11 protein-coding genes are annotated in these 13041 nt (G+C 53.9%); 8 read left to right on the top strand and 3 right to left on the bottom strand.

From position 1 onward, the window contains the following. Nucleotides 1-113: 113 nt before the first annotated feature. From clpX to ACR6JA_RS17955, 6 genes are all read left to right on the top strand, one after another. Nucleotides 114-1388: an ATP-dependent protease ATP-binding subunit ClpX gene (gene clpX, locus ACR6JA_RS17980; RefSeq protein ID WP_008454617.1), complete on the top strand. Its 1275-nt coding sequence runs from the start codon at nt 114-116 to the stop codon at nt 1386-1388. 176 nt (nt 1389-1564) lie between these two features. After that, the gene (lon, locus tag ACR6JA_RS17975) at nt 1565-3919 is read left to right on the top strand and encodes an endopeptidase La (protein ID WP_008454618.1); all 2355 of its coding nucleotides are present in this window, start codon (nt 1565-1567) and stop codon (nt 3917-3919) included. A gap of 209 nt (nt 3920-4128) precedes the next feature. Beyond that, the gene (gene hupB, locus ACR6JA_RS17970) at nt 4129-4401 is read left to right on the top strand and encodes a nucleoid-associated protein HU-beta (protein ID WP_008454620.1); all 273 of its coding nucleotides are present in this window, start codon (nt 4129-4131) and stop codon (nt 4399-4401) included. 236 nt (nt 4402-4637) lie between these two features. Further along, complete coding sequence (gene ppiD / locus ACR6JA_RS17965; RefSeq protein WP_494494044.1) at nt 4638-6512, top strand: peptidylprolyl isomerase; 1875 nt, start codon at nt 4638-4640, stop codon at nt 6510-6512. Nucleotides 6513-6651: 139 nt separating this feature from the next. Next, nucleotides 6652-7008, top strand: a complete 357-nt coding sequence (locus ACR6JA_RS17960) for a ComEA family DNA-binding protein (RefSeq protein ID WP_213713208.1) — start codon at nt 6652-6654, stop codon at nt 7006-7008. Nucleotides 7009-7139: 131 nt separating this feature from the next. Then, the gene (locus ACR6JA_RS17955) at nt 7140-7541 is read left to right on the top strand and encodes a YbgC/FadM family acyl-CoA thioesterase (protein WP_008454627.1); all 402 of its coding nucleotides are present in this window, start codon (nt 7140-7142) and stop codon (nt 7539-7541) included. Nucleotides 7542-7683: 142 nt separating this feature from the next. Here ACR6JA_RS17955 and queC read toward each other — a convergent pair whose 3' ends face one another. Together queC and ACR6JA_RS17945 are read right to left on the bottom strand one after the other, a co-directional pair. Next, on the bottom strand, nt 7684-8379 hold the full coding sequence (queC, locus tag ACR6JA_RS17950; protein WP_494494045.1) for a 7-cyano-7-deazaguanine synthase QueC: 696 nt from the start codon (nt 8377-8379) through the stop codon (nt 7684-7686). A 74-nt stretch (nt 8380-8453) separates the two neighbouring features. Then, on the bottom strand, nt 8454-10157 hold the full coding sequence (locus ACR6JA_RS17945; protein ID WP_213713212.1) for an SgrR family transcriptional regulator: 1704 nt from the start codon (nt 10155-10157) through the stop codon (nt 8454-8456). 94 nt (nt 10158-10251) lie between these two features. Between ACR6JA_RS17945 and cof the strand changes: the two genes are divergently transcribed. Further along, a complete protein-coding gene (cof, locus tag ACR6JA_RS17940) occupies nt 10252-11076 on the top strand; it encodes an HMP-PP phosphatase (RefSeq protein WP_213713214.1) in 825 nt (274 codons plus the stop codon). A gap of 275 nt (nt 11077-11351) precedes the next feature. Here cof and ACR6JA_RS17935 read toward each other — a convergent pair whose 3' ends face one another. Beyond that, complete coding sequence (locus ACR6JA_RS17935) at nt 11352-12404, bottom strand: PLP-dependent cysteine synthase family protein (protein WP_213713216.1); 1053 nt, start codon at nt 12402-12404, stop codon at nt 11352-11354. Nucleotides 12405-12519: 115 nt separating this feature from the next. Here ACR6JA_RS17935 and ACR6JA_RS17930 point away from each other — a divergent pair, with 115 nt between their 5' ends. Beyond that, a complete protein-coding gene (locus ACR6JA_RS17930) occupies nt 12520-12981 on the top strand; it encodes an Lrp/AsnC family transcriptional regulator (RefSeq protein ID WP_039290800.1) in 462 nt (153 codons plus the stop codon). Nucleotides 12982-13041: the final 60 nt, after the last annotated feature.

Raw genomic sequence — 13041 nt, 5'->3', positions numbered from 1 at the left:
CTATACTATAGTCAAAGTCGCGGCCTGACTTAACGCTTCACTATCGGCTGCGCCGTAGAATGGCACTTGTGCTACCGGTGGTAGCACACAGAAACAGAGAAGAGGTTTTACTGATGACAGATAAGCGCAAAGACGGTTCAGGCAAACTGCTGTACTGCTCTTTTTGCGGCAAAAGCCAGCATGAAGTGCGCAAGCTGATTGCCGGGCCGTCAGTGTATATCTGCGATGAGTGTGTCGATTTATGTAACGACATCATTCGCGAAGAGATTAAAGAAGTTGCGCCGCACCGTGAACGCAGTGCGTTGCCGACGCCGCACGAAATTCGCCACCATCTTGACGATTATGTTATCGGCCAGGAGCAGGCGAAGAAAGTGCTGGCGGTTGCGGTTTACAACCACTACAAACGCCTGCGCAACAGTGACACGTCCAACGGCGTTGAGCTGGGTAAAAGCAACATCCTGCTGATCGGCCCGACCGGTAGCGGTAAAACGCTGCTGGCAGAAACGCTGGCTCGCCTGCTGGATGTGCCATTTACCATGGCCGATGCAACCACGCTGACCGAAGCAGGTTACGTGGGCGAAGACGTTGAAAACATCATTCAGAAGCTGCTGCAGAAATGCGACTACGACGTACAGAAAGCCCAGCGCGGCATCGTGTATATCGATGAGATCGATAAAATCTCCCGCAAATCTGATAACCCGTCCATCACCCGTGACGTGTCCGGTGAAGGTGTACAGCAGGCGTTGCTGAAGCTGATTGAAGGCACCGTGGCTGCCGTTCCACCTCAGGGTGGCCGTAAGCATCCGCAGCAGGAGTTCCTGCAGGTTGATACCTCCAAGATTCTGTTTATCTGCGGCGGCGCATTTGCAGGCCTGGATAAAGTTATCGCCAACCGCGTGGAAACGGGTTCTGGTATCGGCTTTGGCGCAACGGTAAAAGCGAAGTCTGAGAAAGCCAGCGAAGGCCAGCTGCTCGGTCAAGTTGAACCGGAAGATCTGATCAAGTTTGGTCTGATCCCTGAGTTCATTGGTCGTCTGCCGGTAGTCGCAACCTTAAGCGAACTGAGCGAAGACGCGCTGATCCAGATCCTGAAAGAGCCGAAAAATGCTCTGACCAAACAGTATCAGGCATTGTTCAACCTGGAAGGCGTAGAGCTGGAATTCCGTGATGAAGCGCTCGACGCGATTGCGAAGAAAGCGATGATCCGTAAAACCGGTGCTCGTGGCTTGCGTTCCATCGTGGAAGGCGCGCTGCTGGACACCATGTACGATCTGCCATCTCTGGACGACGTGGAAAAAGTGGTGATTGACGAGTCCGTCATCGCTGGCCAGTCCAAGCCGCTATTAATTTATGGTAAGCCGGAAGCGCAGCAGGCATCCGGTGAATAATTCGCCAGAATAACCAGTCAGTTAATAAGAAAATGGGGGATTTTATCCCCCATTTATTTTTCCTGCATTCCCACAGTTGAATGTCCGGGAAACAGCCCCATATACTGATTTACTTGTTGGTGGAGCGGAAGCGTTCACCAAATCACCTGGCGGACATTAAACTAAGAGAGAGCTCTATGAATCCTGAGCGTTCTGAACGCATTGAAATCCCCGTATTGCCGCTGCGCGATGTGGTGGTTTATCCGCACATGGTTATTCCACTGTTTGTCGGGCGTGAAAAATCCATTCGCTGCCTGGAAGCTGCAATGGACCATGATAAGAAAATCATGCTGGTGGCGCAGAAAGAGGCTTCGACGGATGAGCCAGGTGTTAACGACCTGTTCACTGTAGGTACCGTTGCTTCAATTCTGCAGATGCTGAAACTGCCCGACGGTACGGTAAAAGTACTGGTAGAAGGGCTTCAGCGCGCGCGTATCACCACGCTGTCTGACAACGGCGACCACTTCTCTGCGCAGGCGGAGTACCTGAACTCGCCGGCGATTGAAGAGCGCGAGCAGGAAGTGCTGGTTCGCACCGCAATTAATCAGTTTGAAGGCTACATCAAGCTGAACAAAAAAATTCCACCAGAAGTGCTGACGTCGCTGAACAGCATCGACGATCCTGCACGTCTGGCCGATACCATTGCTGCCCATATGCCGCTTAAGCTGTCGGACAAGCAATCTGTGCTTGAGATGTCCGATATCAACGAACGTCTCGAATATCTGATGGCGATGATGGAGTCGGAAATCGATCTGCTGCAGGTGGAGAAACGCATTCGCAACCGCGTTAAAAAGCAGATGGAAAAAAGCCAGCGCGAGTACTATCTGAATGAGCAAATGAAGGCGATTCAGAAAGAACTGGGCGAAATGGACGACGCGCCTGATGAAAATGAAGCGCTGAAGCGCAAAATTGACGCGGCAAAAATGCCGAAAGAAGCGCGCGAGAAAACCGAAGCCGAGCTGCAGAAGCTGAAAATGATGTCGCCGATGTCTGCGGAAGCTACCGTGGTGCGCGGCTACATCGACTGGATGGTTCAGGTTCCGTGGAACGCCCGCAGCAAGGTCAAAAAAGATCTGCGTCAGGCGCAGGAAATCCTCGATACCGATCATTACGGTCTGGAACGTGTGAAAGATCGCATTCTGGAATACCTCGCAGTCCAAAGCCGTGTCAACAAGCTGAAAGGGCCAATTCTTTGCCTGGTTGGGCCGCCGGGGGTAGGTAAAACCTCTCTGGGCCAGTCCATCGCTAAAGCCACGGGTCGTAAATACGTGCGTATGGCGCTGGGCGGGGTGCGTGACGAAGCGGAAATCCGTGGTCACCGCCGGACTTACATCGGCTCTATGCCGGGTAAACTGATTCAGAAGATGGCCAAAGTCGGCGTCAAAAACCCGCTGTTCCTGCTGGATGAAATCGACAAGATGTCTTCCGACATGCGCGGCGATCCTGCTTCTGCGCTGCTGGAAGTCCTTGATCCAGAACAGAACGTGACGTTTAACGATCATTACCTGGAAGTGGACTACGATCTCAGCGACGTGATGTTTGTGGCGACCTCTAACTCCATGAACATTCCGGCTCCGCTGCTGGATCGTATGGAAGTGATTCGCCTGTCTGGCTATACCGAAGACGAAAAGCTGAACATTGCCAAACAGCACCTGCTGCCGAAGCAAATTGAGCGCAACGCCCTGAAAAAAGGCGAGCTGAAAGTGGATGACAGCGCCATTGTGGGCATTATTCGCTACTACACTCGTGAAGCGGGCGTCCGTAGCCTGGAGCGTGAAATCTCCAAACTGTGCCGTAAAGCGGTGAAACAGCTGCTGCTGGATAAATCGCTCAAGCACATCGAAATCAACGGCGACAACCTGAAGGATTACCTTGGGGTACAACGCTTTGATTACGGCCGTGCCGACAGCGAAAACCGCGTAGGCCAGGTGACCGGGCTGGCGTGGACGGAAGTGGGCGGCGATTTGCTGACCATCGAAACCGCCTGCGTACCGGGTAAAGGCAAACTGACTTATACCGGCTCCCTCGGTGAAGTTATGCAGGAGTCTATCCAGGCGGCGCTGACCGTCGTCCGTGCTCGTGCGGAAAAACTGGGTATCAACGGTGACTTCTACGAAAAACGTGATATTCACGTTCACGTGCCGGAAGGGGCAACGCCAAAAGACGGCCCAAGCGCCGGTATCGCAATGTGTACCGCGCTGGTGTCCTGCCTGACAGGGAACCCGGTTCGTGCCGATGTGGCAATGACCGGTGAAATTACCCTGCGTGGCCAGGTATTGCCGATTGGTGGCCTGAAAGAGAAACTGCTGGCAGCGCATCGTGGCGGCATCAAAACCGTGCTGATCCCAGACGACAACAAGCGCGATCTGGAAGAAATTCCGGACAACGTGATTGCAGACCTGACGATTCATCCTGTGAAGCGTATTGAGGAAGTTCTGGCCCTCGCGCTGCAGAATGAGCCTTCCGGCATGCAGGTGGTCACCGCAAAATAGTGACCTGACGCAAATACAGTCAATAAAATTAGGGCTGGTAAGTGAATTGTCACTTGCCAGCTTTTTTTTGTGTCGCTAATTTAGTTGCTGGCTGAGCTTATCGTCCACAACTCCTGTTGTAAGGGCATGACGAGCCTGTTATAACTGCTGCGCGGTCGCGCCTGAGGGATATCAGGTGCGATATAAATTATAAAGAGAGGAAGAGAAGAGTGAATAAATCTCAACTGATAGACAAAATTGCCGCAGGTGCTGATATTTCTAAAGCCGCGGCTGGACGTGCATTAGATGCTGTTATTGCTTCTGTTACTGAATCTCTGCAGTCCGGGGAAGACGTAGCACTGGTAGGTTTTGGTACCTTTGCTGTTAAAGAGCGTGCTGCCCGTACTGGCCGCAACCCTCAAACCGGTAAAGAAATCACCATCGCCGCAGCAAAAGTACCAGGCTTCCGTGCTGGTAAAGCGCTGAAAGACGCTGTTAACTGATTTATTGGCCCCGACTGACTGGGGTAGATGGTGTCAGGTATCGCAGGGGCGCATCATTTGATGTGCCTTTTTTATTGCCTGAAGCCGAATTTTACGCAGGTGTTGATGATTTGCAGCGGGTTTCTTGTCACAATACGCCCTTGCGCGCAGCACAGGGCAGCTTGAGTCATTAAGGATGCCAGCTTAGCGCCTGCGCAGGTTTACCAAGTCATACTACAGCGGAGTGTTGTTACACCATGATGGACAATTTACGAGCGGCGGCTAACCATGTCGTGCTCAAGATCATTCTGGGTTTGATTATCTTGTCATTCGTTCTGACTGGCGTGGGTAGCTACCTGACTGGCGGTAACAATAATTATGCCGCAAAAGTAAATGGCCAGGAGATTGGCCGTGGCCAGTTCGAAAATGCCGTAGCGAACGAACGTAATCGTCAGCAGCAGCAGCTGGGCGACCAGTTCTCCGTTCTTGCCGGTAACGAAGGCTACATGAAGCAAATGCGCCAGCAGGTTCTCAACCAGCTGATTGATGAATCGCTGCTTGACCAGTACGCCAAACATCTGGGCCTCGGTATCAGCGACGAGCAGGTAAAAATGGCTATCTTCAGCCAGCCAGCCTTCCAGACTAACGGTAAGTTCGATAACGCTCGCTATAACGCCATCATCGGCAACATGGGATTAACTGCCGACCAATATGCACAGGCGCTGCGCAATCAGCTCACCACCGACCAGCTGATCAAAGCCGTGGTCGGTACCGACTTTATGCTCACCGGCGAAACCGACGAGCTGGCGGCATTGGTCTCCCAGCAGCGCGTCGTGCGTGAAGCCACAATCGACGTGAAAGCGCTGGCCGCGAAGCAAGACGCTTCCGATCAGGAAATCAACGCCAACTACGAGCAGAACAAAAACCGCTACATCACCCCTGAACAGTTTAAAGTTAGCTACATCAAGCTGGACGCGGCTTCCATGCAGGAAGAGGCCAGTGATGCGGACGTTCAGGCTTACTACGACCAGCACAAAGACGAATTCACCCAACCGCAGCGTAACCGCTACAGCGTGATTCAGACTAAAACCGAAGATGAAGCGAAAGCGATTCTCGACGAGTTGAACAAGGGCGGCGATTTTGCTGCACTGGCGAAGGCCAAGTCTGCTGACATCATCTCTGCCCGCAACGGCGGTGATATGGGCTGGCTGGAAGCCTCCACCACGCCTGACGAACTGAAAAATGCCGGCCTGAAAGAAAAAGGTCAGCTGTCCGGCGTCGTTAAATCTTCCGTTGGTTTCCTGATCGTTCGCCTGGATGACATCCAGCCTGCCGTTGTGAAGCCGCTGGCGGAAGTTCGCGATGGCATCGTGGCTAAAGTGAAGCAGGAAAAAGCCGTTGATGCTTACTATGCGCTGCAGCAGAAAGTGAGCGATGCCGCGAGCAACGACAACGAATCTCTGGCAAGCGCTGAGAAAGTCGCAGGTGTTAAAGCGGTTGAAACTGGCTGGTTCGGCCACGACAACCTGCCGGAAGAGCTGAACTTCAAACCGGTTGCCGACGCTATCTTCAGCGGTGGTCTGGTGGGTGAAAACGGTTCGCCGGGCAGCAACTCAGACATTATCACCGTCGATGGCGATCGTGCTTTCGTCCTGCGTGTTTCCGAGCACAAAGCTGAAGCGGTTAAACCACTTACCGAAGTGCGTGACCAGGTGATTGCCGCCGTGAAGCAGCAGAAAGCGGAGCAGCAGGCGAAACTGGATGCTGACAAACTGCTGAACGCGCTGAAACTGGGCAAAGGCAGTGACGAACTGAAAGCGACGGGCCTGAGCTTCGGCGAAGCGAAAACCCTGAGCCGTACCGGGCAGGATCCGATCAGCCAGGCCGCCTTTGGACTGCCTCTGCCGGCGAAAGACAAGCCGAGCTATGGCGTCGCCAATGATATGCAGGGCAACGTTGTGCTGCTGTCTCTGGATGAAGTGAAAGCAGGCTCTATGCCGGACGAGCAGAAAAAAGCGATGGTGCAGGGGATCACCCAGAACAATGCCCAGATTGCTTTCGAAGCGCTGATGTCCAACCTGCGCAAAGAAGCGAAGATCAAACTGGGCGATAGCATCGACCAACAGCAGTAATCCTCGCAAATTTTTGCAACGCAGTGTAATACCTGAAGGCCGCTTTCGCGGCCTTTTCCACATTTTAAATCCGGCGTTTGTTCCTGATTTTTATCCTCGCTATGGTGACCGGGCTGTCAACATACATGGAGGACACAGCATGACATCAGGCATTAAAGCATTTTCACTTTCCCTCGTTCTGGCCGGTTTACTTGGCTGCGCCCCGGCATATGCCGCCGCAGAAAAAGCAGGTTCGGCCTCTGCCAGCTCGGCAGCGACGCAGCCTAAAGCTGCCCCCGCCAAAACGGCGGAGCAAGGGGAGGGGCTGGTGAGTATCAATAGCGCCCCGGCGGAAGAACTTGCCCAGAAAATGAATGGCGTGGGATTGAAAAAGGCGCAGGCCATCGTCAGCTACCGTGACGAATTCGGCCCGTTTAAAACGCTAGATCAGCTGCAGGAGGTCCCGGGCATTGGCGCATCGCTGGTAGAACGTAATCTGGCTCGCATAAAACTTTGAGTTTACGTGCTCAGGCTTCCACCTGAAGAGGAAAGTTTGCTACGCTGAGTTAGAGGTCATACCAGTTGTCGGGGTATGGCCTCCCTTACCTTCACCTGATGACAACAAAAACAGAACAAGGGCTTCGCGCTATGCAGACACATATCAAAGTTCGTGGATACCACATGGACGTCTATCAACACGTTAACAACGCCCGTTATCTTGAGTTCCTCGAAGAGGCCCGCTGGGAAGGGCTGGAAAAAACGACGGGCTTCCAGTGGATGACGGAACACAACATCGCTTTTATCGTGGTGAACATCAATATTAGCTACCGCCGTCCGGCGGTACTTGGGGATCTGCTGCGCATTGACAGCAAACTCCAGCAGATTAACGGTAAAAGCGGTGTGTTGAGCCAGGTGGTGACGCTGGAGCCTGAAGGCGAAGCCGTGGCCGACGCGCTGCTGACCTTCGTCTGCATTGATTTAAAGACGCAAAAGGCCGTTCCGCTGGAAGGTGAACTGCGTGAGAAACTGGAACAGATGATGAGTGCCTAAAATCGCCGACAAAGAGGGAAAAGCCTAGGTTTCCCTCTTTGTTATTATCAGCCGAAAATCAATGAATTGATTTTCTGGTCTTTTTTACGAACTGTCCGGTATTTCTTCTATCGACAGAGGTTTGTAACCACGCCGTTATGTTTTATTTGAGGCCAGTTTTTTGCTTCATTGCGGCCATGACTGCGGGTTTATTGGCCAGATAGTGGTTCAGGCCATTAGCTCGCAGGTTACAGGCGGCACATTCGCCACAGCCGTCGCCCTGGATGCCGTTGTAGCAGGTCAGCGTCTCCTGGCGGACCGTTTCCAGGCTCTGCCAGTAATCGGCCAGCGCCCAGGTTTCCGCTTTGTCCAGCCACATCAGCGGCGTTTCAAACCGGATATCTCTTGCCATCCCGAGGCTTACCGCATGGTTAAGTGCTTTGACAAACTCGTCGCGGCAGTCCGGGTAGCCAGAGAAGTCCGTTTCGCAGACGCCGGTTATCACGGACTCCGCTTCAACCTGATAAGCGTAAATCGCCGTCAGGGTCAGGAACAGGATATTGCGGCCTGGGACGAAAGTGCTTGGGATGCCTTTGTCCTCAGGGTTGTAACCCGGCACCGGAATGCTGTCTCGCGTCAGGCTGCTCACCGCCAGTTCGTTCAGCAGGGTAACGTCCAGAACTTTATGCGCACGGGCGCCAAGCTTCAGCGAGAGCTTTTGGGCCACGTCAATTTCTGCCCGATGGCGCTGACCATAATCAAAGGTTACACAGTGGACTTCATCGTATTGCTGTAAGGCTTGAATAAGGCAAGTGGTGGAGTCCTGTCCGCCGCTGAAAACCACGACTGTACGTTTCATTCTCTATCCTGTCGTTCATTAGGGTGTCTGGAAAAGGGTATGGTAACGTCCCGACAGGACGTGAGCCAGTTTCTTCACGTCATTCCCGGCGGTGGGAGCCAGGCTTCGCAGAAATCAAACCAGCCCCAGGCATTCAGTTCAATACCGTTCACGCCGGGTGGAGCGCTTATCTGGTAGCGATAATTAAACAGCGGTGTGACCACGGCATCCCGCATCAGGCCATGAAAAACGTCTTTCAGCCCTTCATTACGTTCATAAGAAGGAGGGGATGCCTGCACGGCATCCAGCGTGGCCTGCAGATGGGCATAATGGCCGGCGCTTAATAAATTGGGCCACAATACATCGCTGCGCAGCCATTGCTCCAGGGTGTATTCCGGCGCTTCGCCAATTAGCCTGTCGCCCATCACGATATCTGCTTGGGCTAAATCTTCGCAGCCAGCCCAGGTTTTAGCATCGTGAAAAATTACCGTCAGTTCGCAGCCGCGCTCTGCCAGATAGTGCCTGAGCTGAAGAGCCATCGCATGAAGCTCGACCGGCAAATGGTAAACCAGCGTCAGTTTTTTCGGTAACGTGACGGCTGTGTGCGCATCCCAGCCGGGAATCTGCCAGCCAGGGATCATCTCTCTATTGGGCGTGATCAGCTCACTGTTAAGCGGCAGCGAGCCTATCATCTCTGGCTCCCGGACAATCTGCATGATTGTTCTGGCCTGCTCTGCGCTGAGCCTTCCCTGTGGCCTGATGCCCAGATAGCAAAAGCCCAGGCTGATGCTATTACTGACCGGGCGCAGGTTCTCCAACTCATCCTGCTGGCCGATGGCGATTTGCACCGGATGCAGGCAGCTTGTGCCGAGCGTGGTTTCGAAGAGCTGCGGGGTGATCCAGTATTCGATGGCTTTCAGCAGCGGGTGTTTCAGATGATAACTTTCAAAGCTTTCCAGCCGCACCAGGTTCGGCTTGAAGCTGACAATGCGGAATGGGCCGCAGCCCAGTTGTGTATCCTGCGGATGGGCCAGGCGGCTGCAGTAGCTCGCCAGGCGATGCGCGAGCCAATAGTCTGGCCGATGCAAAATAAAGCGCAGGCACTGCGCGTGAGGGATCTCAATACGCTTGACGCTGATAAACAGCCGCCGCAGGGCGGGCAGCTCGATCAGCATCATCAGCCGCTGTTGAAGCTGATGGGTTTCTACGGGTTCGCCGTTGTGCCAGTGCAGGGTTGAGCGAATAAAAAAGTCCCAGCACAGGCCATTATTTGATATTTGCCAGTGGTGGGCGAGGTCAGGCTGGGGCTCCGGGCTTTCACGGGTAAAACGCGTGAGGCCGGAAAACACCTGCCCGGCGAGGTGCTGCTCGGCCCGACCCGGCAGAAAACCAGGGGCAACGGGATCGAGAGGGCGATAATAAGGAATACGCAGCGTGGGGACATCGTTTTGCCACTGGCCGCCGAGGAACGGCTGTAATAGCTGGCGAAGCTGTTCCGGCGCAAGCTGAGCCAGCTCCAGCGCATTCTGATGCTGGCCCTTATCCAGAACCTGTTCCATCATGCCGGAACGGACGTTTTCCGGCGAAACCAGAAACGTCAGGTCACCGCGTTTACCACGGCCAGACTGGGCGCGCCAGCGCAGCCAGCCCGCGTCTTCAAGCTGATTAAGCAGCGTCCTGACGTGGCGATCGCTACAAAAACAGCGCTCGGCCAGTTCGGCAACGGTCACCTGCTGCGGTTCCCCGCCGGAAGGCTGCCATAAACGCTGGAATTGATTGAGCCGATTCAGAAGTCGCATAATAAACCCGGAACATTTTTTCCCAAGTATTCACTATTAGTTCCGTATATTCCAGAGGATACTTTTGCCTGTCACGATCACTTCTGGAGTAACCATGGCTCGTCTGGCTGCATTTGATATGGACGGCACGCTGCTGCTGCCCGACCATCACCTAGGGGAAGCAACCCTGAATACGCTGAAGCGCCTGCGTGAAGAGCGCCAGATAACCCTGGCTTTTGCAACCGGTCGCCACGAGCTGGAGATGCGCCATATTCTCGGCAAGATCGATCTCGACGCTTTCCTGATCACCGGCAACGGCACGCGCATTCACAGCATGGAAGGTGAGCTAATGCACCGCAACGATCTCTCGCCGTGGGCGGTAGAGACGGTACTGCACGGCCATTGGGATACCGAAGCGAGCATGCATGCCTTTAACGATTCAGGTTGGCTAACCAGCCATGAAATCCCGGAAATGCTTCATGCACACGTATACAGCGGCTTCCGGCCACATATCGTCGATCTTCGAAGTTTACCTGCTCACGAGGTCACCAAAATCTGCTTCTGCGGCGATCATGACGATCTGTGCCGCCTGCGCATTCAGCTCAATGAAGCGCTGGGCGATCGCGCATTTCTTTGCTTCTCGGCAATGGACTGCCTGGAAGTGCTGCCGGTGGGCAGTAATAAGGGTGCAGCGCTTGGTGTACTGAGCGCCCACTTAGGTTTGACTCTGCAGGATTGCATGGCATTTGGCGACGCGATGAACGACCGCGAAATGCTCTCGGCGGTTGGGCACGGCCTGATTATGGGCAACGCCATGCCGCAGCTAAAAGCGGATTTACCTCATCTGCCGGTTATCGGCCACTGCCGTAACCAGGCGGTCTCGCACTATTTGACGCACTGGCTGGACACTCCACATCTCACCTATTCCCCCGAATATTGAGACCTTACAGCGCCGGGCATTTAGCCCGGTTTTTTTATACCCGTCATACTTCAAGCCACATGTGCGTTGACTGCACCCGTTCACCTCAGTCACAAAGTTAGCTATGCTCCTAAGGATTAATGAGAGACATCCTGCCCCTCACCACAGGCTCGCCTTTGGCGGTTCAAATTTGTTCCTGACGCATTTGTCACGGTCTTGCCGCGTTACTCGGCAAGCCTCGCGTAAACGCTGTTCAAAAAGACCTGAAAGTCTCTTTGTCCTGCAACTCGAATTATTTAGGATATTGATATGAGTCGAGCAATCTCAGCCTTAAACGGTGAGAGATCGCCGATATGATCGTTGACCCAGGCTGAATTGTAGTAGGACTCAAGGTAGCGTTCGCCGCTGTCGCAAAGCAGCGTCACGATAGAACCGCTCCGGCCCTCCTCACGCATTCTCGCGGCAAGCTGCAGCACGCCCCACATATTGGTGCCGGTTGAGGCCCCCACTTTGCGGCCAAGCTGGGATTCCAGCCATTGCATAGTGGCAACGCTGGCGGCGTCCGGCACGCGCATCATCTCGTCAATCACATCGGGAATAAACGAAGGCTCGCAGCGCGGGCGACCAATCCCTTCGATTTTGCTGCCCACTGCACTTTTCAGGCCACAGTCGCGCTGCTGCCAGTAATCAAGAAATACTGAGTTCTGCGGATCGACGACGACCAGCTTTGTGTCGTGGCCCTGGAAGCGAAGATAGCGACCAATGGTGGCTGAGGTGCCGCCGGTCCCCGCGCTCATCACGATGTAATCCGGCACCGGATGCGGCTCATGGGTCATCTGGCGGAAAATACTGTCGGCGATATTGTTGTTCCCTCGCCAGTCGGTTGCCCGCTCGGCGTAGGTGAACTGATCCATATAATGGCCGTTCAGCTCGCGGGCAAGCATTTCCGAAGCGGCGTAAATTTCACAGGCGCTGTCTACAAAGTGGCAGCGGCCACCGTAGAATTCGATCTGTTCAATTTTGCGTTTTGCTGTGCTGGCGGGCATTACGGCAATAAACGGCAGGCCAAGCAGACGAGCAAAATAGGCTTCTGACACCGCCGTTGAGCCAGAGGAGGCTTCGATAATCGTGGTGCCTTCTTTAATCCAGCCGTTACACAGCCCGTACAGGAACAGGGAGCGCGCGAGACGGTGCTTCAGGCTGCCGGTCGGGTGGGTGCTCTCATCCTTCAGATAAAGCTGAATACCCGGAAAAGCGGGCAAAGCCAGGCGGATCAGATGCGTATCCGCAGAGCGTTGATAGTCGGCGTTGATCTCGCTGATGGCGTTGGTCACCCAGGTACTGGTCATGGAAAATTCTCATTTATCAATTTGTGCTTAGCGTAATCCAAAGTCAGGATAAAAAAGTTGCCATTTTGCCTGTTTAGCGCTTCCATTAGAGAAAATATTTCTCTTTGGTGGTCTCATGATAGATAAAATTGACCAAAAGCTGCTTGCGATGCTGCAGCAGGACTGTACCCTGTCTTTGCAGGCGCTGGCGGATGCCGTTAATCTGACCACCACCCCGTGCTGGAAACGCTTAAAACGTCTGGAAGACGAAGGCTATATTCGCGGCAAAGTGGCGCTGCTGGACCCGGAAAAACTCGGCCTGGGCCTGACGGCGTTTGTGCTGATTAAAACCCAGCAGCACAGCAGCGAGTGGTACTGCAAATTTGTCTCGGTGGTGGAAGCCATGCCCGAAGTATTGGGCTTCTGGCGCATGGCCGGCGAATATGACTATCTGATTCGGGTTCAGGTCGCCGATATGAAGCGGTACGACGACTTTTATAAGCGGCTGGTGAACGGCATCCCGGGATTAAGCGATGTCACTTCGAGTTTTGCCATGGAACAGATAAAATACACCACAGCATTACCTCTAACTTCCTGATTCCGCAATGTGCGGAACAGTAGCCTCCACTCTTTTGCCCTGGCCGGCAGGCAGCATTTC

The sequence above is a fragment of the Cedecea sp. B1(4) genome, assembly GCF_059414925.1.
This window is presented reverse-complemented; position numbering and strand designations above follow the sequence as displayed.